This is a genomic window from Pseudomonas sp. TMW22080, assembly GCF_022496745.1.
GTDB lineage: Bacteria > Pseudomonadota > Gammaproteobacteria > Pseudomonadales > Pseudomonadaceae > Aquipseudomonas > Aquipseudomonas bubulae.
Genome location: NZ_SCFF01000003.1, coordinates 701,331 through 723,933, shown reverse-complemented (window position 1 = coordinate 723,933; position 22,603 = coordinate 701,331). Strand labels below are relative to the sequence as shown.

Genomic DNA, 22,603 nt, shown 5'->3' with positions numbered 1-22,603 from the left:
GGTGCTCCATGACGCCAGACGCAAGGCGTCTGGCGGGATTCTCAGCGGTCAGTGCAAGGCTTTTTCGGCCTGTTGAATAGCCGCAAATTCCTCTTCCGGCGTACCGGCCACCAAATGGTGCCGACTGTAAAAAGCGAAGTAGGCAATTAATACTCCATAGATCACCGCAGCGCCAATCACCACCCGCGGGTCAACCAGGAAGCCGGCCACCACCGCGACACAGGCAAGCACCAAAGCAGTGCCCGAAGTGAAAATCCCGCCCGGCGTGCGATACGGGCGCTCCATTTTAGGGCGGCGAATACGCAGGGTGATATGCGCGGCCATCATCAGCACATAGGAAATGGTCGCGCCAAATACCGCCACCAGAATCAGCAAGTCGCCCTGGCCGGTCAGTGACAGACCAAAACCGATAATGCCGGGGATGATCAAGGCCAGCACCGGCGCCTTGCTCTTGTTGGTTTCGGACAGTTTGCGCGGCAAATAGCCGGCGCGGGACAAGGCGAAGATCTGACGTGAATAGGCGTAAATGATCGAGAAGAAGCTGGCAATCAAACCGGCCAGGCCCACCAGGTTCACAAAGCCGCCCATCCAGGTCGAGCCGCCATACGCCTTGCTCAGGGCTTCGACCAGCGGATTACCCGATGCCATCAAGTGGTGCGCGCCGGCGCCGCCCGGGCCGATCACCAGAATCAGCAGGGCAAAGGTGGCCAGAACCAGCATGGCGCCGATCAGGCCGCGAGGCAGGTCACGCTTGGGGTTCTTGGTTTCTTCAGCAGCCAGCGGCACGCCTTCGACAGCGAGGAAAAACCAGATCGCATAAGGGATGGCTGCCCAGACACCGACATAACCGAAGGGCAGAAATGCGCTGGCGCCCTTGGCCTCGGTGACAGGGATATCCAGCAGGTTGGCGACGCTGAAGTGCGGCACCATCGCGACCAGAAACACCCCCAGGGCAATGGCCGCCACGGCGGTGATGATGAACATCAGCTTGAGCGCTTCCCCGACCCCGAAAATATGGATGCCGATAAAGATGATGTAGAACGCCAGGTAGATCATCCAGCCGCCAATACCGAACAGCGACTCGCAATAGGCGCCGATAAAACAGGCAATCGCGGCAGGGGCGATGGCATATTCAATCAGGATCGCCGTACCGGTGAGGAACCCGCCCCACGGCCCGAAAGCACTGCGGGCAAAGCCGTAGCCGCCACCGGCGGTGGGGATCATCGAGGACAATTCGGCCAGTGAAAAGCACATGCACAAGTACATGGTGGCCATCAGCAATGTGGCGATAAACATTCCGCCCCAGCCGCCCTGGGCCAGGCCGAAGTTCCAGCCGGCGTAGTCGCCGGAAATCACATAGGCCACGCCCAGGCCCACCAGCAGAACCCAGCCGGCAGCGCCTTTTTTCAGTTCACGTTGTTGGAAATAATCGGAGCCGACTTTTTCAAAATCGACAGAGGACGCCGCCGCAGCGGCAGTAGGTTCGCTAGGCATGGGAATTCACCTGTTCTTTTATAGTTTGAGAAAATATGACAGGGAGATAAGCAAGAGCTAGGCCAGAAGGCCCGGTGTAGAGCTATTGATGCCAGTTTGTGGGAGCGGGCTTGCTCGCGATGCAGGCGCTGCGGTCGTTCAGTACAGCGCAGCGATCCTTTCGCGAACAAGCCCGCTCCTACAGGGTTCTGGGTTAGAAGAAACCCAGCGGGTTGATGTCGTAGCTCACCAGCAGGTTTTTGGTCTGTTGGTAGTGGTCGAGCATCATTTTGTGGGTTTCACGGCCGACGCCGGATTTTTTGTACCCGCCGAACGCGGCGTGTGCCGGGTAGAGGTGGTAACAGTTGGTCCACACGCGACCCGCCTTGATGGCACGGCCCATGCGATAGGCGCGGTTGATGTCGCGGGTCCACAGGCCGGCGCCGAGGCCAAACTCGGTGTCGTTGGCAATCGCCAGCGCTTCGGCTTCGTCCTTGAAGGTGGTGATGCTGACCACCGGGCCAAAGATTTCTTCCTGGAAGACGCGCATTTTGTTGGTGCCCTTGAGCAGGGTCGGCTGGATGTAATAGCCGGTTGCCAGATCGCCTTCGAGCTTGGCTACGGCACCGCCGGTCAGCAGTTCAGCGCCTTCGTTCCTGGCAATTTCAAGGTAGGACAGGATCTTGTCGAATTGCTGTTCGGAGGCCTGGGCGCCGACCATGGTGTCGGTGTCCAGCGGGTCTCCACGCTTGATTGCCTCGACCTTGCGCATCACCACTTTCATAAAGTCGTCGTAGATCGACTCCTGCACCAGCGCCCGCGACGGGCAGGTGCACACTTCGCCCTGGTTGAAGAATGCCAGCACCAGACCTTCAGCGGCTTTTTCAATAAAGGCCGGCTCGGCCTGCATGATGTCTTCGAAGAAGATGTTTGGCGACTTGCCACCCAGTTCCACGGTCGACGGGATGATGTTCTCGGCGGCACATTTCATGATGTGAGCGCCTACAGGTGTGGAGCCAGTAAAGGCGATCTTGGCAATGCGTTTGCTGGTAGCCAGCGCTTCGCCTGCTTCTTTACCGAACCCCTGCACGACGTTGAGGACGCCAGGTGGCAGCAGGTCGCCGATCAGCTCCATAAAAACGGTGATGCTCAGCGGCGTTTGTTCAGCCGGTTTGAGCACGATGCAGTTGCCCGCCGCCAGTGCAGGGGCAAGTTTCCAGGCGGCCATCAGCAGCGGGAAGTTCCACGGAATGATCTGCCCGACCACGCCCAGCGGTTCGTGGATGTGATACGCCACGGTATTGCCGTCAATTTCGGCGGCGCTGCCTTCTTGAGCGCGGATGCAGCCGGCGTAGTAACGGAAATGATCCGCAGCCAGCGGCACGTCGGCGTTCAGGGTTTCGCGTACGGCTTTGCCGTTGTCCCAGGTTTCGGTAATGGCCAGCAGTTCGAGGTTTTGCTCAATGCGGTCAGCAATCTTCAGCAACACCAGCGAACGTGCCTGCACTGAGGTCGCGCCCCAGGCATCAGCAGCGGCGTGGGCCGCGTCGAGGGCTTTTTCGATGTCTTCGGCAGTAGAACGCGGGAATTCGGCAATGGCTTTGCCGTTGACCGGCGAGGTGTTGGTGAAGTACTGGCCTTTGACCGGTGCCACGAATTCGCCGCCGATGTAGTTACCGTAACGGCTCTTGAACGAAACAATCGAGCCTTCAGTACCGGGTTGTGCGTAACGCATGGTGAGTGTCTCCTGGCTTTATTGTGCTTATGGGAGGACGCGCTGTGGCGCTGGCAAAAGTATGAGCAAGGGCTGGGCCATCTTTGTGCAGGCCTTGTCTTCCAAGGCTTTGCGGGTTTTACCCGGTCGTTGGGGAGAGGGGCTTGTGGCACACCTGATACAGCTGTGGTGACAATTTGTACCAGTCTTGGCACAACCGATGACCGGCCGGTCAGTTCGCGATTGCAAAGGCCGGTGAGCAAGAGGATGCTGGGCGTTCGGTTTGGACTGGATCTTTGTTGCCGCTGAGGGCGAGTTGCCTCTGTTGAGCACGGGACCACCGAGACAGAGCGGAGAACAATAAGAAATGCACAGCACCGATTTGCGCCGTCACGCACGGCAAGTCATTGATGTCACCCGCGGTCGCCCGCAAGGGTGTGACCCGTCCATCGTCCGTTCCTGGCAGCGTTGCCTGGAGGACTATCAGCTCGATCCTGCGCAAACCGTAGCCCCGACCGTACTTGAGCAAGGCCGTATCCTTGAAGGCCGCGAGCGTTTGCAGCAGGTGCTGAAAATCGCCGGTCACGAAATGAACAGCCTGCATCAGCAACTCTCCGGTGCCGGGCACGCGGTGCTATTGACTGATGCCCGTGGCGTGATCCTCAACTGTGTCACTGCCCCCTCCGAACGCAAGGTGTTCGAGCAGGCGGGGCTGTGGCTGGGAGCCGACTGGAGCGAAGCCAGGGAGGGTACCAACGGCATCGGTACCTGCCTGGTCGAGCGTCAGGCACTGACCATCCATCAGGATGAACACTTTCGTGGCCGGCACACCGGGCTGACCTGCTCGGCCAGCCCGGTGTTCGATCCGCAGGGCGAGTTGCTGGCGGTGCTCGACGTGTCTTCGGCCCGCCATGAGGCTTCCCGTCAGAGCCAGTTTCATACGATGGCGCTGGTTAATCTGTCAGCGAAAATCATCGAAAACAGCTACTTCCTCGGGCACTTTCAGAATCAGTGGCTGCTGCGTTTTCATCTGCACGCCGAGTCTGTCGGATTGTTCAGCGAAGGCATGCTGGCGTTTGATGGCGACGGAGTTATAGGCGCGGTTAACCAGAGTGCCCTGAACCTGCTAGGGCATGTGCGTGGCAGTTTGCTCGGGCAATCGGTCGACAGTGTTTTCGATTGCCCGCGGGATGAGCTTTTCAGTCGGGCCACCCTCCAGGCGAATGCCAGTTGGCCGCTGCATACCCGCGACGGGCGTCGATTATTTGCGGCACTGCGCGGCCAGCCACGGAACGGGCCTGCCCCGGTCATGGTGCAAGCCGAGCCATCGCGCCCGAGCAGCATCTGCCTGGGTGATGAGGCCCTGCAGACGGATTTTCGCCGGGCATTACGGGTGTTTGAGCGCGATGTGCCGCTGTTGGTCAATGGTGAAACCGGCTCCGGCAAAGAAGCCTTTGCCAAGGCTGTGCATCAAGCCAGCTTGCGCAGCAGCAAGCCGTTTGTGGCGCTCAATTGCGCGTCGATCCCCGAAAGCCTGATCGAGAGCGAACTGTTCGGCTATCGCGGTGGTAGTTTTACCGGGGCACGCAAGGAAGGCATGCAGGGCAAGTTGCAGCAGGCCGATGGCGGCACCCTGTTTCTGGATGAAATTGGCGATATGCCGCTGGCGTTGCAAACCCGGTTGTTAAGAGTGCTGGAGGACCGTGTGGTGGTGCCCATTGGTGGCGAGCCGATGGCGGTCAACGTGCGCATTATCAGCGCCACCCACCGTAACTTGCAGGAGCGCGTGGCGGACGGCAGTTTTCGTGAAGACCTGTATTACCGCCTTAATGGACTGGAAATCGGTTTGCCAGCGTTGCGCGAGCGCACGGACAAATCGCAGTTGCTGGACTTCTTGCTGGCCGAAGAGGCGGGAGGGCAGCGCCTGTTTATCAGCCCGGCGGCACGTGAGGCGTTGCTGGATTTTGCCTGGCCAGGCAACGTGCGTCAGCTGCGCAATGTGCTGCGAACCCTGGCTGCACTCTGCGAAAACGACGTGATCCAGTACGAAGATCTGCCGGCCACTATTCGCCTGGCTCCGCCCAAAGCCCCTGAAGCATGTGAATACCCGCTTGAGGATGCCGAAAAGCAGGCCTTGTTGCTGGCGCTCGAACTGCACCGCTGGCATATGACCCATACCGCGCTGCAACTGGGGGTGAGCCGCAACACCCTGTATAGAAAGCTGCGCAAGCATGGGATTGAGCGGTAATGCTTAAAAGCCCCTCACCCCAACCGTCTCCCGGAGGGTGAGGGGGCTGACCTGAGGCGTTGCGCAAATCCGCTTTTGCTTTTAGTCGCCTCTCCCTCAGGGAGAGGGCTAGGGTGAGGGTTTCAGAATCATCAGGTGCGAAAAGAACCTTGCTACGCTACCCTTCGCCGATGGTTTACGAGGTCAACTATGCACATTCATATTTTGGGTATTTGCGGCACTTTCATGGGGTCGCTGGCGGTTCTGGCCAAAGAACTGGGCCATCACGTTACTGGCTCAGACGCCAACGTCTATCCGCCGATGAGCACCCAGCTGCAGGCTCAAGGTATTGAACTAACCCAGGGCTATGACCCGGTTCAGCTCGATCCGGCGCCAGATGTAGTAGTGATCGGCAATGCGCTGTCCCGTGGCAACCCCGCAGTTGAGTACGTGCTCAACAAGGGCCTGCCTTACGTGTCCGGCCCGCAATGGCTGGCTGACCATGTGCTGCAAGGCCGCTGGGTACTGGCCGTGGCAGGTACCCACGGTAAAACCACGACCAGCAGCATGCTGGCCTGGGTGCTGGAGTACGCGGGCATGGCCCCGGGTTTCCTGATTGGCGGTGTGCCGCAGAACTTTGCCGTGTCGGCCCGTCTGGGTGATACGCCGTTCTTTGTGGTAGAAGCCGATGAATATGACAGCGCCTTTTTCGACAAGCGCTCGAAGTTTGTCCACTACCGTCCGCGCACGGCAATCCTCAACAATCTCGAGTTCGATCACGCTGACATCTTCCCGGACTTGCCGGCCATTGAGCGGCAATTCCACCATTTGGTGCGCACTATCCCGAGTGAAGGGCTGGTTATCCACCCGACCACCGAGCCTGCATTGCAGCGTGTAATCGAAATGGGCTGCTGGACGCCGGTACAAACCACGGGCGTCGATGGTCAATGGCAAGCCAGGCTGCTCAGTGATGACGGCTCTCGCTTTGAGGTGCTGTTTGACGGCGCGCTGCAAGGTACCGTCGATTGGAACATGACCGGCCAGCATAACGTGGCCAACGCCCTGGCGACCCTGGCCGCAGCGCGCCATGTCGGCGTGGTGCCGAGCATGGCGATAGATGGGTTGAGCGCTTTCAAAAGCGTGAAACGACGTATGGAGAAAGTCGCCGAAGTCCACGGCATTACCCTCTACGACGACTTTGCCCACCATCCGACTGCGATCGCGACCACCCTCGATGGCCTGCGCAAGCACATTGGTGACGCGCCCTTGATCGCGGTGATTGAGCCGCGCTCCAACTCCATGAAGCTCGGAGCCCACCGTGATGGCCTGCCGCAAAGCGTGGTGCAGGCGGATCATGTGGTCTGGTATGCCCCGGCCAATCTGGGTTGGGATCTGGCCGCGACGGTGGCATCGAGCCCGGTGCCGACCAAGGTGTGCGATTCGCTGGACGCCATCATTGCCGAGGTCAAGGCCCAGGTTAAGCCCGGTACCCATGTGGTGATCATGAGCAATGGCGGCTTCGGCGGGCTGCATGGCAAGCTGGCGGAAGCGCTGCAATGAGTGGCCCGGAACGCATAACCCTGGCGGTCACCGGTGCTTCCGGCATGCCGTACGCCTTGCGCCTGCTCGATTGCCTGGTGCGCGAAGACCGCGAAGTCCACTTCCTGATCTCCAAGGCCGCACAATTGGTCATGGCAACCGAAACGGATGTCAGCCTGCCGCCAAAGCCACAAGCAATGCAGGCTTTTCTGACTGAATACACGGGCGCTGCCGCAGGGCAGATTCGCGTATACGGCAAGGAGGACTGGATGTCGCCCGTGGCTTCGGGGTCGGGAGCACCCGCTGCGATGGTGGTGGTGCCGTGTTCCACCGGCACCCTGTCGGGGATTGCCACCGGCGCTTGCAACAACCTGATCGAGCGGGCCGCAGACGTGACGCTCAAGGAGCGTCGCCAGCTGATTCTGGTGCCGCGTGAGGCGCCGTATTCCAGTATCCATCTGGAGAACATGCTCAAGCTGTCCAATATGGGCGCGGTAATAGTGCCTGCATCGCCCGGCTTTTATCATCAACCGCAGACTATCGATGACCTGGTGGATTTTGTGGTGGCGCGCATTCTCAACCTGCTCAATATCCCCCAGGACATGCTCCCGCGCTGGGGCGAGTACCATGTGGGCGGCGATGAGTAAGGCGCTATTGGCCCTGCTGGTGGCGGCTCTGGTTTGTGGTTGCGCCAGCGTGCGAACGCTGGATGCGGCCAAGCCGGGCGCTCCCGTTGTGTACTCGGGTACGCGGCTGGACGTGTATGCCCTTGAGGGCGGGTGCTGTGCCAAGGATCGCTTTGGCGCCGAGGCTCCGCGCTATCCGGGCCTGGACCTGCCCGCCAGCGCGTTGCTCGATACCGTACTATTGCCGTTGTCCGTGCTGACGGTGCTGGGTGTCGGGTTTCAGGCCAGCGGTGGTTTGTAGCCAGCAGGGCGGGTGACTATTTACCCAGCTTGCGCAACTCATCGGATTCGATCACCCGCACGCCGTCCTGTTCTTCCAGTGCCAGGCGCCACAGCGCACGGGCCAGCTGGCAGGCTTCGATACCGTGGTACTTGCCCGGAATCAGTTTGGACAGTGGCCCGGCGATCTGTTCGGCCAGACGTGGCTCGACGCGATCGCCCAGTAGCAGGGAAGGACGGGCAATGGTCAGTTGCGGCCAGTTTTGCGCGCGCAGCGACTGCTCCATATCACCCTTGACCCGGTTATAGAACACCGAGGACTTGGGATCGGCGCCGATGGCACTGACCACCACCAGATGGCGTGCGCCCATTTCCCGCGCGCGTTTGGCGAAAGCCACCACCATGTCGTGATCCACCGCGCGGAAGGCTGCCTCGGAACCTGCCTGCTTGATCGTGGTGCCCAGGCAGCAGAAGGCGACATCGACCCGGCCACTGAGTTGAGGCAGGAACACGGCGGGGTCACCTACCGGGTTTTCCAGGTGCGGATGCGCCGCCAGAGGCTTGCGTGAAGGGGCGAGCACGCGGGTGATGGTGGGTTCGTTGAGCAGGCGGTCAAGTAGCAGTTCGCCGGTAAGGCCGGTAGCGCCTGCGAGCAAAATATGTGAAGGCGTCAAGTGCATAATGTTTCTCCCTTGATACAACCAGCTTAGCCATTCCAGGGTTATTTGCTTACTGCAAAGCCTGTTTCGCTTGTTGTTGACGCAAGCGTTGCCAGTGGTTCAGAACGCCTTTTGGCGCCCAGATTTGCGGTTCGGATGGCTCGTAGCCATCCGCTTGTTCGCGTTCGGCCACGTACTGCCTGGCCAGTTTGAAGGCTTTTTGCAGGTCGTCGGTCTGGTTCAGCGCCTGAGCAAACAAGGCATTGCCGAAGTAGGTAAAGTCGGCTTCTTCAGAGCAGCCAAAAGACACGCGGTCAGCCTGGGATGCGGTCATGATCAGGGTTTTTTCATCCTTGAGCGCGGGGATAAAACCGCCTGAATAGCAGGATGAAATCACGATGATCTTGTCGCGGTTTTTCAGTGGGGCCAAGGCTGCAGCCAGCTCGTCGGCGGGCAGGTCTGCCAGCTCCATGCGCGGTTGATCGAGTACCAGCTCGTGTTCCTGGGTGCCGTGGCTGGTCAGATAAATGAAAATCAGGTCTTCAGGGCCGGTGCGCCCGGCCAGGGTTTTTGCCGCGCGGTACAGGTTTTCGCGGGTGGCCATGGGGCTATCGAGCAGATGGTCGCGGTGGTTCACCAGGGTGATCCGGCCACGGCTGCCAAAACGGCTGGCCAGCATGTCGCTGACGTAATCGGCTTCGCGCTTGAACACGCTCTGCTTGCCGTCGCCCGCCAGCACCAGGCTGTACAGCTCGATTGCCGGGGTGGATGGGGCAACGCCGTCCAGCGCCTTGTTGAGCAATGTGCCCTGGTTGAGCAGCCCCAGCTCCAGCGGGTCGGGCAAGACTGTCCCTTTGGCATCGCGCACTCGCTGGCCGTTTAGCCAGTAGCCGCTTTGTACGGTACCGTCGCTCAGGGTCAGGGTGCCCTGGCCCTGATAGGTGTCTGCGGCGAACTCGCCAACATAGGTGCTGCCGTCGGGCAGGCTCAAATGGCCGGGACCGTTGAAGCGCCACTCGTTGAACATGCCGCTGTAGTGGCTGCCGTCGATGCCTGTCAGTTCGCCCTTGCCGGTTAAAGCGCCGTCTTTGAAGTCGCCGCTCCACACATCGCCGTCGGCATTCTCATAGCGACCCTTGCCGTTGAGCTGGTTGTGCTTGAACGCACCCTCGTACTGGTCGCCGTCGGCGCTGTTGAAGATGCCGTTGCCTTCAAGTTCGCCATTGACGAACTCGCCGACGAACTCATTGCCGCTGGCATCGCTGCGCCTGCCGGTGCCGTGGGGTTTGCCGTGGGCAAACTGGCCCTGGTACTGGCTGCCGTCTTCCAGCTCCAGATGGCCATCGCCCGAGAACTGGTCATCCTTGAAGTCGCCGCGATAGCTCAGGGTACCTTGCTTGAGCGTGCCCTCGCCCTCGCGGTTGCCCAGCTTGAACCCGCCCTCGTAGGTACTGTCGTGGGTGGTCAGGCGGCCATGGCCGCTGTACAGGCCTTGCGCGAAACCGCCGCGATAGCTATCGCCATTGCTGGCGTGCCACTCGCCCTGGCCGTGCCACTGGCCATTTTTGAACTCCCCTGCGTACCAATTGCCATTCGGATAGTCGATACGGCCCTGGCCCTGCAGCAACCCGTTGACCACTTCGCCTCGATAGCGCCCGCCATCGGGCAGGCGTGCGTCGGGCGGTAACAGTGATTCACCGTCTCCACAGGCCGTCAGCAGCAGGGTCAAAGCAAGGGGGGCAAATGGGCGCATAACGGGATCCGCATAATTAAGCCACCGAGTATGCCGCAGCAATGGAAGCTGTCTATAGGCCCGGATGAAACATCGGCAGTTATTGTATGCCAAGGTGCAAGCCTGGGCCGTTGGTCGGTAGGACGTGCTTATAATGCGGCACAAAAATATTCGCTGGAGAGGTGAAATGTTGCTACGCGGCTTGACTTGGCTGGTGCTGTTTCAATTGCTCGGTACCGCCCTCAATCACTTGTTCGTCCCCGTATTGCCCGGGCCCATTATCGGATTGCTGCTGTTGTTGGGCTTCTTGATGGTGCGCGGTCAAGTCAGCGAGCCATTGAGTCTGGCTGCCGGCGGGTTGTTGCGTTATTTACCCTTGCTGTTGGTGCCGCCCGCAGTGGGCGTGATGGTGTACGCCGCCGATATTGCCGCTGACTTCTGGGCGATTGTCGGGGCGCTGGTGCTGTCGCTATTGATCTCGATGGCATTCGTCGGCGTACTGATGCAGCGTCTGCTCAAGGATCACAGCCATCCCGAGGAGCGGCCATGAATCTGCAATGGCAGGGCGCCTGGGAGTCAGTCATCCATCATCCGTTGTTTGGTATCGGTATCACCCTGGGCGCCTATCAACTGGTGCTCGCCGCTTACGAGAAAACCCGCTGGCTCTTCCTGCAGCCGGTGCTGGCCTCGATGCTGCTGGTGATCGGTGTGCTGCTCAGTTGCGGCCTGAGCTACGCGGAGTACCGCAAGAGCACCGATATCCTGAGTATTTTGCTGGGCCCCGCAACGGTGGCGCTGGCGGTGCCGCTGTACCTCAACCTGCGGCGGATCCGGCAGTTGTTCTGGCCCATTTTTACTACGCTGGTAATTGGCGGCGTGTTCGCCACTGCGTTGGTGGTGGGCCTGGCCTGGTGGTTCGGGGCCGAGCACATGATGCTGATGACCCTGGCGCCCAAGTCGGTGACCTCACCGATTGCCATGCTGGTGGCCGAGCAGATTGGTGGTGTGGCGGCGCTGGCAGCAGTGTTTGTGCTGATTACCGGGGTGATCGGCGCAATTTGCGGGCCGGGCCTGTTGCGCCTGCTCGGGGTTCACAGCCCGGAGGCCCGAGGTATGGCCCTGGGCATGACGGCGCACGCGGTTGGCACTTCGGTGGCCCTGCAGGAAAGTGAAGAGTGTGGCGCCTTCGCGGCGCTGGCGATGAGTCTGATGGGTCTGGGTACGGCGGTGTTCCTGCCGTTGGCCGTGACCCTCATGGTGTAAGGGTGAAGCTATGACATTGCCGCTGTTTCCTTTGAATACCGTGCTGTTTCCAGGTTGTGTGCTGGATTTGCAGATATTTGAGGCGCGCTACCTGGACATGGTTGCCCGCTGCATGAAGCAGGGCACAGGCTTTGGTGTGGTGTGCATCCTGGATGGCCGTGAGGTCGGCAATGCACCCCAGGGTATCGCCGGGATTGGCTGTGAAGCCTTGATTCGCGATTTTCAGCAGCAGGACAACGGCCTGCTGGGCATTCGCGTCGAGGGCGGGCGGCGCTTTGAAGTGCTGGGCACTGAGTTGCAGCGCGATCAGCTACTGCTGGCGCAAATCGAGTGGCTGGATGACGCCCCCGAGCAGCCCCTGCAGGAAGAAGACCAGGACCTGCTGGCCTTGCTCAAGGCGCTGGCCGAGCACCCGATGGTGGCGGCCCTGAACATGAACACCGAGGTGGCGGGGCAACAGTCGCTGTCCAATCAACTGGCGTACCTGTTGCCCTTTGCCGAGGCAGACAAGATCGAACTGCTGCAGGTCAATGACCCGCAGCAGCGTCTGGACGGGATACAAGTGCTGCTCGATGAGATCCAGGGCGAAGCCCTCAACTGATCTCAGTAGGCGTAGCGCAGCAGTTCCCTGGACAAGTGCCCGAGCATGAAAAACCCGTAGAGCGCAGTGACTGACGGCAAGATCAGCCACCAGATTTTCTGCGGGATCGGCTCAAGGGGCATGTATCGCTGGCTTAGCGCCAGAGCGAATGCGTTGACCGTGATGGCGAGCAGGGCCCCAGCGGTGATGTCCGTTGGCCAGTGAGCGCCCAGGTACACCCGCGACATCGCCACGGTGATCGCCAGCAGGCAACCCAGCAATACCCAGGTGACGCGCATGCGTTGTGGCTGGTTGCGCCCGGCCAGAATGGCCAGGGCTATAAAAAATGCGAATGCCCCTGAACTGTGGCCGCTGGGCATGCTGTAGCTGGTCAGCGGGTCCACCAGCACTTCGGGGCGCACCCGGGCGAAGAAGTGCTTGGTCGCGGTATTGGCCAGCGCGGTAAACAGCGTGATCCCGCCAAAGAACCACATTGCCCGCCATTGCCGGGTAAACAGCAGAATGACGCACACCAGGGCTGCCGCCAGAAACTGGGTACGGAAGTTGCCGATTTGCGTCACCAGCACGGCGGCGCTGTCCATGGCACTGCTGCGATGCTCTTGTACCAGGGCCGTGATGCCCTGGTCGAAGGCGGTCATGTGTGGATAACCGATAAAGACGGCCAGTAGCAGGGCGAAGCTGAGTGTGCCGATCAGCAGCGTGGCCCGGGGTTGGCGACGGATACTGGCATTGATGCTCAGGCCCAGCAGGGCGGCAAGGCCTGCGGCAACAATGGCGGCCTGTAGCCAGAAGCCTTCGGGCAGTGGCAGGCGAATGGCAGCACCGGTGGCCCAGCCCGGTAGCAGGTACGCCACCGACCAGCCTGCTCCGGCCAGCAGGCTGACGCCGATAAAGCGCGGGATCGGCATGTCGCACATCCCGGCCACCATCGGCAGCATGGGCCGCAGCGGGCCGATAAAGCGCCCGACCAACAGGCTGACAATACCGTAGCGATGGAAGTAGCTCTCGGCCCCGTTCATCCATTCGGGATGAGTGCGCAAGAGGGGTAAGCGGCGAATGTTCTGGTGGAAGCGCCTGCCCAGGGCGTAGGACACCGCGTCGCCGAGCAACCCGCCGAGAAAGCCCAGCAGCAGGGTTTGGCCCAGGGACAGGGCGCCGCTGCCGGCCATGACGGCAATGGCGAACAACAATACGGTGCCGGGAACAATGATGCCGGCAATTGCCAGACACTCCACGCAAGCCACAATAAACACCGCGAGGCCCAGCCACTGCGGGTTGGCTGTCAGCCAGCCGGTGATGCTATCGAGCCATGGGCCCATGTTCCGATTTCCTTGTCTGCTTATTAGGTTGTTTGTAGGCGCTACAGTCTTGAAGCTGGCCCGGCTCTAGTTGTGGGAGTGGGTTTGCACGCGATGCAGGCCCCGCGGTCTGTCAGGACAATTGCGGCGATGCCATCGCGAGCAAACCCGCTCCCACAGGATCAGTTGTGCTCCAGGGTGATGAAATCCCGCCCCTCAACCTGCCCGCGACGCAGCGGATTACGCGTGCAATACGCAGCGTAGTCAGCATCGACAAAGCGGTACATCAAATGCTCGTCGCGCCCGTGGGGGATGCCCAGACGGGTGGTCTGGATAATTTTCGAAGGTTGTTCTCTGACGTCATCGACCCACAAGCGTTCGGGGTCGAAACATTTTGCATCCCATTCGCGCACCTTCAACCCCAGCGCTTTGCACAGCAGGGTTTGCCCCGCGCACAGTTTGTGTGCAGGCCGGGGGTTGCCTTGGGCGTCCGGGTTGTTGCGTTGCATCTGCGCCAGGCTGTCCGGGCCCGCCAGTTCATCAAGCCAGGGATGGGCCGATTTGATCAGCACTGCGTTGCCGGGGCCGTGGGCGCTGAAATTCAGCGAGTCGCCGCCGCGGGCGTAATACATGTAGATATGCCCGCCATCGAGAAACAGCGCCTTGCGCTTGTCGGTATAGCCCAGCGAGGCGTGGCTGCCTTTGTCGGTGAGGTAATAGGCTTCGGTTTCGATAATCCGGGCGCTGAGCCACAGCCCGTTGACCCGATGGCGAATGACTTTGCCCAGCAGTTGGCAAGCAACAAGCTGGGCATCTCGATCGAAAAAGGCATCAGGCAGCATCATTGGCATGTGCAGGACGGTCAGTGGATAGCTGAAAAGGTGCAGATCATAGCAAGTCATGCTTAATCGGGGCTGAACGCAGTGTATTTGTGGTCCATTTCGACCATCCGCCTGCCACCGCTGTGCGTGAGGCGGCGGGACCGCTATAATCGGCCGCTTTCCTCCCTGCCAAGACCCTTGAGACCATGACTGAGTCCGTTCTTGACTACATGACCCGCCTGGGTCGCGCTGCTCGCGAAGCCTCCCGCGTGATCGGCCGTGCCAGTACGGCGCAGAAAAACCGTGCCCTGCACGGCGCTGCTGCTGCATTGGATGCCGCACGTCTGGAGCTGGTTGCTGCCAACGAACTGGACCTGGCCGCCGGCCGGGCCAACGGCCTTGAGCCGGCCATGCTGGAGCGCCTGGCGCTGACCCCTGCACGCATCGACAGCATGATTGTCGGTTTGCGTCAGGTGGCAAGCCTGCCAGACCCCATCGGCGCGATTCGCGACATGAGCTACCGCCCTTCGGGTATTCAGGTCGGCAAGATGCGTGTACCGCTGGGTGTAGTCGGAATCATCTACGAGTCGCGTCCTAACGTGACCATTGATGCTGCCAGCCTGTGCTTGAAGTCGGGCAACGCAACCATCCTGCGCGGTGGCTCCGAGGCGATTCACTCCAACCGTGCCATTGCAGTGTGCATCCAGCGCGGCCTGGCCGAAGCCGGTTTGCCGCCCGCCGTGGTGCAAGTGGTTGAAGTGACCGATCGTACCGCTGTCGGCGCGCTGATCACCATGCCCGAGTACGTTGATGTCATCGTGCCTCGCGGCGGCAAGGGGCTGATCGAACGGGTCAGCCGTGATGCCAAGGTGCCGGTGATCAAACACCTGGACGGCATCTGCCATGTATACGTCAGTGCCCATGCCGATCTTGCCAAGGCGCAGCGCATTGCGTTCAACGCCAAGACCTACCGTTATGGCATTTGCGGCGCGATGGAAACCCTGCTGGTGGATCAGGCCGTCGCGGCAGAATTTTTGCCGGCAATGGCTGAACAATTTCGCGCCAAGGGCGTCGAACTGCGCGGTTGCGAGCGTACCCGGGAGTTGATCGACGTGGTTGCCGCCACTGAAGACGACTGGAGCACCGAGTACCTGGACGCCATCCTGTCGATTCGTATCGTGGAGGGTCTGGACCAGGCGATTGAGCATATCAATCACTATGGCTCCCATCACACCGACTCGATCGTCACCGAACACCAGGGCGATGCCCGGCGTTTTATGGCCGAAGTGGACTCCAGTTCCGTGATGCTCAACACACCAACCTGCTTTGCCGATGGATTTGAATACGGATTGGGTGCGGAGATTGGCATTTCTACTGATAAGCTGCACGCCCGCGGCCCGGTGGGTCTCGAAGGTCTGACCTGCGAGAAGTACATTGTGGTCGGCGATGGCCAGTTGCGCGGTCAGGAGCCAGTCTGACTTGGTCAAGCTGAAAGCGTCAGCGCCGGCACCTGTGATCGACGTGTTACCCCAGCGCATAGGCGTACTGGGCGGAACCTTCGATCCGGTGCATATCGGTCATCTGCGTGGCGGGCTGGAAGTGGCGGAGATGATGGGGCTCGACGAGCTGCGTCTTACCCCCAATGCCAGGCCACCGCACCGTGACACCCCCCAGGTGTCAGCCCACGACCGTTTGGCGATGGTCGAGTGCGCTGTCGCAGGAGTGGCTACGCTGGTAGTGGACGCCCGGGAGCTGCAAAGGGACAAACCGTCCTACACGATCGATACACTGGAATTGATGCGGGCCGAGATGGCCGCGTATGACCAGTTGTTTTTACTGTTGGGTTGGGACGCGTTTTGCGGCCTGCCCACATGGCATCGCTGGGAAGAGTTGCTCCAGCATTGCCATATCCTGGTGCTACAGCGCCCGGATGCCGACAGCGAACCGCCGGATGCCTTGCGCAACCTGCTGGCAGCGCGCTCGGTAAGCGACCCGCTGGCCCTGAAGGGGGCAAGCGGACAGATTGCATTCGTTTGGCAGACGCCGCTCGCGGTATCCGCCACCCAGATCCGCCAACTGCTGGCCAGCGGTAAGTCGGTACGTTACCTGGTGCCCGACGCGGTCCTGGCCTACATCGATGCGCACGGGCTTTACCGTGCGTCGAACTGAAAAAGGGTGTGTTTCAAGGCGCCAATTGTCGTGTATTGAAACACCCGAACATACGAGCAAAACGAGTTTTATATGACTGACAAAGATGTAAGCAAAGTAAAGCGCAAAGGCACCTTCAAAAGCGCGCCATTGCCGGAAAAAACCTTCAGCGCCGAGCCTCTCAAGGGTGAAGAGCTGGTCAAGGTTGCTGTTGCCGCCCTGGAAGACGTCAAGGCCCAGGATATCCAGGTCATCGACGTGCGTGACAAGCACAGCATCACTGACTTCATGATCATCGCTACCGGTACTTCGAACCGTCAGATCGGTGCGATGCTCGACAAGATCCGCGAAGCGGTGAAGGCTCTGGGCGTCAAGCCGCTGGGCGAAGAAGGCAAGGGCGACAGCGACTGGGTTCTGCTGGACATGGACGACGTGATCGTTCACATGATGACCGCCAGTGCCCGTCAGTTCTACGACCTGGAGCGTCTGTGGGCCGGTGCTGAACAAAGCCGTGCAGGCAGCGCTGCTCACCACAGCCCGGAAAACACCCATGAGCACTTCCTGAAGCTCAACAAAGACCAAGAGTAAGGGTTCGCTGTGCGCCTGCGTTTGATCGCTGTCGGTTCGCGTATGCCCAAGTGGGTGGAAGAAGGCTGGCATGAATATGCCAAGCGTCTGCCATCCGAGCTGGCACTTGAACTGGTGGAAATACCGCTCAACACCCGTGGCAAGAATGCTGACGTGGCCCGCTTCATCCGCCAGGAAGGCGAAGCCATGCTGGCCAAGGTAGGCCCGGGCGAGCGCATCGTAACCCTCGAAGTGCACGGCAAACCGTGGAGTACCGAGCAGCTGGCGGTTGAGCTTGACCGCTGGCGCCTGGATTCGCGCACGGTGAACTTTATGGTCGGTGGCCCGGAAGGGCTGGCGCCGGAAGTCTGTGCCCGCGCTGACCAGCGCTGGTCGCTGTCGCCATTGACGCTGCCGCACCCGTTGGTGAGGATTCTGATCGGTGAGCAGTTGTATCGCGCCTGGACAGTGCTGTCCGGGCACCCGTATCACAAATAGTCAGCGCTCTGAATGACTCAGCCGATCCGCCTTAAAGACCACGAGAAAGACGCACGCCTTGTGCGCGGACGAGTCGTGGTCGGTGCGATTGTGGTCGTGACGCTGATTTGTGTGCTGCTCGCGCGGCTTTATTACCTGCAGGTGGTGCAGTACGACTACCACTCCACCTTGTCAGAGAACAACCGGGTGCATGTGCAGCCGATCCCGCCTACCCGCGGTCTGATTTTTGACCGTAATGGCGTGGTGATCGCAGACAACCGCCCCAGCTTCAGCCTGAGCATGACCCGCGAACGCTCTGGTGACTGGCAGCAAGTGCTCGACGTTATTGTTGAAGTGTTGCAGCTTGCGCCCGAGGATCGCGCCCTGTTCGAAAAGCGCATGAAGCAGGGGCGGCGGCCGTTTGAGCCGGTGCCCATTCTGTTTGAGCTCAACGAAGAACAGATCGCCCGGATTGCCGTAAACCAGTTCCGCCTGCCCGGGGTTGAAGTGGTTGCGCAACTGGTGCGGCATTACCCTCAAGGCGCGCATTTTGCGCACTCGGTGGGTTACATGGGGCGGATCAACGAAAAAGAGCTTAAAACCCTCGATCCGGTCAATTACAGCGGCACCCACCATATCGGCAAAACCGGCATCGAGCGTTTCTACGAAGCCGAGCTGCATGGCCAGGTGGGTTACGAAGAAGTCGAAACCAATGCCCGTGGCCGCGTGTTGCGAGTACTCAAGCGCACCGACCCGATCCCTGGCAAAGACATCGTACTCAGCCTCGATATCAAACTGCAGGAAGCAGCTGAAGAGGCGCTGGCAGGGCGTCGTGGCGCAGTGGTGGCACTCAACCCGATGACGGGGGAAGTGCTGGCGATGGTCAGCCAGCCGAGTTTTGACCCCAATCTGTTCGTGACCGGCATCAGCTTCAAGGCCTATGCCGAGCTGCGTGATTCGATTGACCGACCATTGTTCAACCGCATCCTGCGCGGCCTGTATCCACCGGGCTCGACGATCAAGCCTGCAGTGGCGATTGCCGGCCTGGACAGCGGCGTGATCACCGGCTCCTCGCGGGTGTATGACCCCGGCTATTACCAGCTGCCCAATTACGATCACAAATACCGTAACTGGAACCGTAGCGGTGATGGCTACGTCGATCTGGATACCGCAATCATGCGCTCCAACGACACCTATTTTTATGACCTGGCCCACAAGCTGGGGATTGACCGTCTGTCGAGCTACATGAACCAGTTCGGTATCGGCCGCAAGGTCTCGCTGGACATGTTCGAAGAGTCCGCCGGGCTGATGCCGTCCCGCGAGTGGAAACGTGCCACCCGACGCCAGGCCTGGTTCCCGGGCGAGACGCTGATTCTGGGGATTGGCCAGGGCTATATGCAGTCCACACCCTTGCAACTGGCCCAGGCCACCGCGTTGATCGCCAGCAAAGGCAAGTGGATCCGTCCGCACCTGGCCAAGACCATCGAGGGCGTACCGCCGGTGGACCCGGACCCGGTGCCGGATATTGTCCTGCGTGACCCGTCCAACTGGGCCAAGGTCAACCACGGCATGCAGCAAGTGGTGCATGGCGCTCGCGGCACGGCGCGGGTGGCGGGCGTTGGCGCGCAATACCTGATTGCTGGCAAGAGCGGTACGGCCCAGGTGGTGGCGATCAAGCAGGGCGAAAAATACGACCGTTCCAAGGTGCAGGAGCGTCACCGCGACCACGCCTTGTTCGTCGGCTTCGCGCCGGCCAACAACCCGCAGATCACCGTCTCGGTGATGATTGAAAACGGCGAAGCCGGCAGTCGTGTCGCCTCGCCCGTGGTGCGCAAGGTCATGGATGCCTGGTTGCTGGGTGAAGACGGCAAACTCAAACCCGAGTACGGCGGCCCGGTAAAGGCAGAGGTTCCGGCCAATGATGAGTAATTTTGACCGCATCCTCTCCAGTGAGGACGTGATGCGTCGCCGTGCCACGCTGCTTCAGCGTTTGCATATCGATGGCCCGCTGCTGATTCTGCTGCTGACCCTGGCGGCTGGCAGCCTGTTTGTACTGTATTCGGCCAGCGGCAAAAGCTGGGACTTGCTGAGCAAACAGGCGACTTCGTTCGGTATCGGGCTGGTATCGATGTTTATCATCGCCCAGCTGGAACCGCGATTCATGGCACGCTGGGTACCGATCGGCTATCTGATCGGGGTGATGTTGCTGGTGGTGGTGGATGTCATGGGCCACAACGCCATGGGTGCCACTCGCTGGATCAATATCCCCGGGGTGATTCGCTTTCAGCCCTCCGAGTTCATGAAAATCCTGATGCCTGCGACCATCGCCTGGTACCTGTCCAAGCGAACCTTGCCGCCGCAACTCAAGCATGTGGCGGTCAGCCTGATGCTTATCGGGGTGCCTTTTGCCCTGATTGTGCGCCAGCCCGACCTGGGTACGGCGCTGCTGGTACTGGCAGGCGGTGCATTTGTATTGTTCATGGGCGGTCTGCGCTGGCGCTGGATCCTCAGCGTACTGGCAGCGACGGTTCCAGTGGCGGTGGCCATGTGGATCTTCGTGATGCACGACTATCAGAAGCAGCGCGTGCTGACCTTCCTCGACCCTGAAAGCGACCCGCTGGGCACTGGCTGGAACATTATCCAGTCCAAGGCCGCGATTGGTTCGGGCGGGGTGTTCGGCAAGGGCTGGCTACTGGGTACCCAGTCGCACCTGGACTTCCTGCCCGAGAGCCATACCGACTTCATCATCGCGGTGATGGGCGAAGAGTTCGGTCTGGTCGGCATTTGCGCGCTGCTGCTTATTTATCTGTTGTTGATTGGTCGTGGCCTGGTGATCACCGCCCAGGCCCAGACCCTGTTCGGCAAATTGCTGGCAGGCAGCCTGACCATGACGTTTTTTGTTTATGTTTTCGTCAACATCGGTATGGTCAGTGGCCTGCTGCCGGTGGTGGGCGTGCCATTGCCCTTTATCAGTTACGGCGGCACTTCGCTCGTGACGCTGTTATCAGCGTTCGGGGTTTTGATGTCGATCCACACACATCGCAAGTGGATCGCACAAGTTTGATTAAGGTGAATTATTCAATGCAAGCAATGCGTGGCTGGGCTGCTCGATACGCGTCGTGGGTAGGCCTGCTGGGTCTGTTCGGGACCGCACAGGGTGCGCTGGCCGGTGACTACGAAGGCTCGCCCCAAGTGGCTGAGTTCGTAGGCGAAATGACCCGTGATTACGGATTTGCCGGCGAGCAGCTGATGGGCGTGTTCCGCGAAGCCGAGCGCAAGCAAAGCATCCTCGATGCCATTTCGCGCCCGGCCGAACGGGTCAAGCAGTGGAAAGAGTACGGCCCGATGTTTTTGACCGACGCCCGCGTCGCCCGCGGTGTCGATTTCTGGCGCGAGCACGAAGCTGTTCTGGCCCGCGCCGAGCAGGAGTATGGCGTTCCGGCCCAGGTGATTGTGTCGATTATCGGCGTCGAAACCTTTTATGGTCGCAACACCGGTAACTACCGCGTGATCGATGCCTTGTCGACCCTGGGTTTCGATTACCCGCCCCGCGCCGAGTTTTTCCGCAAGGAACTGCGAGAGTTCCTGTTGCTGAGCCGCGAAGAACAGGTTGACCCGCTGACCCTGAAGGGTTCCTATGCCGGAGCCATGGGCTTGCCGCAGTTTATGCCGAGCAGCTTTCGCGCCTATGCCGTGGATTTCGACGGTGATGGCCATATCAATATCTGGAGCAACCCGGACGATGCCATCGGTAGCGTTGCCAGCTACTTCAAACGTCATGGCTGGGTAGCCGGTGAGCCGGTGGTGATTCGCGCCGATGTGACCGGTGATCGCGCCGATGAAGGCCTGACCCAGGGGATCGAACCGGTCAAGACCGTCGGGGAGTTGCGAGCGCTGGGCTGGTCGAGTCATGATGCGTTGCGCGACGATATGCCGGTCACGGCGTTTCGTCTGGAAGGCGCCGACGGCCCTGAATACTGGATGGGCCTGAAAAACTTTTATGCGATCACACGCTATAACCGAAGCGTGATGTACGCCATGGCAGTGCATCAACTGTCCGATCTGCTGGTTCAAGCACGGGGCAACAAGTAATGCCGTTTCTAGCGACCCGTACACCTTTGAAACTCGCCGCCTGCGCCGCTGTTGCGTTGCTGCTGGTGAGCTGCTCGAGCAGTCGCTCGACGCCCCCGCAAACATCGACCGCGGTCAGTTCCAAGCCGGGCCTGGATATCAACCGTGCCCACAAGGACGGTGCGCCGTGGTGGGATGTTGACGTTTCGCGCATCCCCGACGCCACGCCGACCCTGCACACCGGGCCTTACAAGGCGGCGCCGTACTCGGTACTGGGTAAGACCTATTTCCCGATGCAAGAGTCCAAGACCTATGTGGCCTCGGGCACCGCGTCCTGGTACGGCACCAAGTTTCACGGCCAGAACACCGCCAATGGCGAGGTCTATGACCTGTACGGCATGAGCGCGGCGCACAAGACTTTGCCGCTGCCCAGCTACGTCAAGGTGACCAACCTGGATAACGGCAAGGCCGTGATCCTGCGCGTCAACGACCGTGGCCCGTTTTATTCGGATCGTATTATCGACTTGTCCTACGCTGCTGCCAAAAAGCTCGGCTATGCCGAAACCGGTACGGCCCGGGTCAAGGTTGAAGGTATTGACCCTCAGGCCTGGTGGGCTCAGCGCGGTCGCCCTGCGCCGCTGATGCTCAACGAACCGAAAGTGGCCCAGAACACCGCCCCGACCGTGTCCACCGGCAAGGTTGAACAATGGACGCCGCCCGCACAGCAGCATGCTGCCGATGTGGTTCCGGTCAGTCCAATGGCCAAGGGCCAGGGTACCTACCTTCAGGTCGGTGCCTTTGCCAATCCGGACGCTGCCGAGTTGCTTCGTTCCAAACTCAGTGGCATGGTCAGTACCCCCGTGTTTATCAGTTCGATTGTGCGCAATCAGCAAACCTTGCACCGTGTACGCATGGGGCCAATAGCCTCGGCGGGTGAGGTGGCACAAACACAAAACAGCGTGCGCCTGGCCAATCTGGGCCAGCCGAGCGTTGTGACGTCGGATCAGTAACACCGAACAAAGCGTTGGGCCCTGAGCAGTCGGGGCCCAAACGCAGTTGCAGAGGTCAAGAATAAAAGCCCTTCCAGGGGCCGGGACTGCAACTGAAT

The 22,603-nt window shown here is 60.4% G+C and carries 21 protein-coding genes; 15 read left to right on the top strand and 6 right to left on the bottom strand.

Features of this window, described 5'->3' with window-relative positions; genetic code table 11:
* Positions 1-48 precede the first annotated feature (48 nt).
* Entirely contained in the window at positions 49-1,494 is a 1,446-nt protein-coding gene (gene eat, locus EQV96_RS13620) for an ethanolamine permease (RefSeq protein ID WP_094999452.1), read from the bottom strand.
* Between the two features lie 193 nt (positions 1,495-1,687).
* Entirely contained in the window at positions 1,688-3,208 is a 1,521-nt protein-coding gene (locus EQV96_RS13615; protein ID WP_095020958.1) for an aldehyde dehydrogenase family protein, read from the bottom strand.
* 346 nt (positions 3,209-3,554) lie between these two features.
* On the opposite strand from EQV96_RS13615, the gene EQV96_RS13610 reads away from it, so the two are divergent.
* From EQV96_RS13610 to EQV96_RS13595, 4 genes are all read left to right on the top strand, one after another.
* Positions 3,555-5,435 (top strand): sigma-54-dependent Fis family transcriptional regulator, encoded by a 1,881-nt coding sequence (locus tag EQV96_RS13610; RefSeq protein ID WP_240882116.1) that lies wholly within the window; start codon positions 3,555-3,557, stop codon positions 5,433-5,435.
* Positions 5,436-5,624: 189 nt separating this feature from the next.
* Positions 5,625-6,974, top strand: a complete 1,350-nt coding sequence (gene mpl / locus EQV96_RS13605; RefSeq protein WP_094999449.1) for a UDP-N-acetylmuramate:L-alanyl-gamma-D-glutamyl-meso-diaminopimelate ligase — start codon at positions 5,625-5,627, stop codon at positions 6,972-6,974.
* Positions 6,971-7,600, top strand: a complete 630-nt coding sequence (gene ubiX / locus EQV96_RS13600; RefSeq protein WP_094999448.1) for a flavin prenyltransferase UbiX — start codon at positions 6,971-6,973, stop codon at positions 7,598-7,600. The genes mpl and ubiX overlap by 4 nt, the downstream gene beginning before the upstream one ends.
* Entirely contained in the window at positions 7,593-7,880 is a 288-nt protein-coding gene (locus tag EQV96_RS13595) for a YceK/YidQ family lipoprotein (protein ID WP_094999447.1), read from the top strand. Before ubiX ends, EQV96_RS13595 begins: the two co-directional genes overlap by 8 nt.
* Before the next feature lie 16 nt (positions 7,881-7,896).
* On the opposite strand, the gene EQV96_RS13590 is transcribed toward EQV96_RS13595, so the two are convergent.
* Both EQV96_RS13590 and EQV96_RS13585 read right to left on the bottom strand, forming a co-directional pair.
* Positions 7,897-8,538 (bottom strand): oxidoreductase, encoded by a 642-nt coding sequence (locus EQV96_RS13590; RefSeq protein WP_240882115.1) that lies wholly within the window; start codon positions 8,536-8,538, stop codon positions 7,897-7,899.
* 49 nt (positions 8,539-8,587) lie between these two features.
* Positions 8,588-10,270: a C13 family peptidase gene (locus EQV96_RS13585; RefSeq protein ID WP_153380265.1), complete on the bottom strand. Its 1,683-nt coding sequence runs from the start codon at positions 10,268-10,270 to the stop codon at positions 8,588-8,590.
* A gap of 166 nt (positions 10,271-10,436) precedes the next feature.
* Between EQV96_RS13585 and EQV96_RS13580 the strand changes: the two genes are divergently transcribed.
* Genes EQV96_RS13580 through EQV96_RS13570 form a run of 3 tightly spaced genes read left to right on the top strand, consistent with a single transcriptional unit; the run spans position 10,437 to position 12,113 of the window.
* Positions 10,437-10,799, top strand: a complete 363-nt coding sequence (locus EQV96_RS13580; RefSeq protein ID WP_240882114.1) for a CidA/LrgA family protein — start codon at positions 10,437-10,439, stop codon at positions 10,797-10,799.
* Positions 10,796-11,512, top strand: a complete 717-nt coding sequence (locus EQV96_RS13575; protein ID WP_094999443.1) for an LrgB family protein — start codon at positions 10,796-10,798, stop codon at positions 11,510-11,512. The genes EQV96_RS13580 and EQV96_RS13575 overlap by 4 nt, the downstream gene beginning before the upstream one ends.
* 10 nt (positions 11,513-11,522) lie before the next feature.
* Positions 11,523-12,113, top strand: coding sequence for an LON peptidase substrate-binding domain-containing protein (locus EQV96_RS13570; protein WP_095019053.1), 591 nt, complete (start codon positions 11,523-11,525; stop codon positions 12,111-12,113).
* A 2-nt stretch (positions 12,114-12,115) separates the two neighbouring features.
* Here EQV96_RS13570 and EQV96_RS13565 read toward each other — a convergent pair whose 3' ends face one another.
* Together EQV96_RS13565 and EQV96_RS13560 are read right to left on the bottom strand one after the other, a co-directional pair.
* Positions 12,116-13,432 (bottom strand): bifunctional DedA family/phosphatase PAP2 family protein, encoded by a 1,317-nt coding sequence (locus EQV96_RS13565; protein ID WP_240882113.1) that lies wholly within the window; start codon positions 13,430-13,432, stop codon positions 12,116-12,118.
* A gap of 161 nt (positions 13,433-13,593) precedes the next feature.
* Positions 13,594-14,262: a DNA-3-methyladenine glycosylase gene (locus tag EQV96_RS13560; protein WP_094999968.1), complete on the bottom strand. Its 669-nt coding sequence runs from the start codon at positions 14,260-14,262 to the stop codon at positions 13,594-13,596.
* Between the two features lie 176 nt (positions 14,263-14,438).
* Between EQV96_RS13560 and EQV96_RS13555 the strand changes: the two genes are divergently transcribed.
* The 8 genes from EQV96_RS13555 to EQV96_RS13520 all read left to right on the top strand — a co-directional run bounded on the left by EQV96_RS13555 (position 14,439) and on the right by EQV96_RS13520 (position 22,505).
* Positions 14,439-15,710: a glutamate-5-semialdehyde dehydrogenase gene (locus tag EQV96_RS13555; protein ID WP_095024991.1), complete on the top strand. Its 1,272-nt coding sequence runs from the start codon at positions 14,439-14,441 to the stop codon at positions 15,708-15,710.
* Positions 15,679-16,401, top strand: coding sequence for a nicotinate-nucleotide adenylyltransferase (gene nadD, locus EQV96_RS13550; protein WP_232527619.1), 723 nt, complete (start codon positions 15,679-15,681; stop codon positions 16,399-16,401). The genes EQV96_RS13555 and nadD overlap by 32 nt, the downstream gene beginning before the upstream one ends.
* A gap of 72 nt (positions 16,402-16,473) precedes the next feature.
* Entirely contained in the window at positions 16,474-16,968 is a 495-nt protein-coding gene (rsfS, locus tag EQV96_RS13545) for a ribosome silencing factor (protein ID WP_016779261.1), read from the top strand.
* Positions 16,969-16,977: 9 nt separating this feature from the next.
* Positions 16,978-17,445: a 23S rRNA (pseudouridine(1915)-N(3))-methyltransferase RlmH gene (rlmH, locus tag EQV96_RS13540; RefSeq protein WP_003444191.1), complete on the top strand. Its 468-nt coding sequence runs from the start codon at positions 16,978-16,980 to the stop codon at positions 17,443-17,445.
* A gap of 12 nt (positions 17,446-17,457) precedes the next feature.
* Complete coding sequence (mrdA, locus tag EQV96_RS13535) at positions 17,458-19,353, top strand: penicillin-binding protein 2 (RefSeq protein WP_094999438.1); 1,896 nt, start codon at positions 17,458-17,460, stop codon at positions 19,351-19,353.
* A gap of 31 nt (positions 19,354-19,384) precedes the next feature.
* Complete coding sequence (gene rodA / locus EQV96_RS13530; protein WP_165484550.1) at positions 19,385-20,488, top strand: rod shape-determining protein RodA; 1,104 nt, start codon at positions 19,385-19,387, stop codon at positions 20,486-20,488.
* A 17-nt stretch (positions 20,489-20,505) separates the two neighbouring features.
* Positions 20,506-21,516, top strand: a complete 1,011-nt coding sequence (mltB, locus tag EQV96_RS13525; protein WP_094999436.1) for a lytic murein transglycosylase B — start codon at positions 20,506-20,508, stop codon at positions 21,514-21,516.
* Complete coding sequence (locus EQV96_RS13520) at positions 21,516-22,505, top strand: septal ring lytic transglycosylase RlpA family protein (protein WP_094999435.1); 990 nt, start codon at positions 21,516-21,518, stop codon at positions 22,503-22,505. The genes mltB and EQV96_RS13520 overlap by 1 nt, the downstream gene beginning before the upstream one ends.
* Positions 22,506-22,603: the final 98 nt, after the last annotated feature.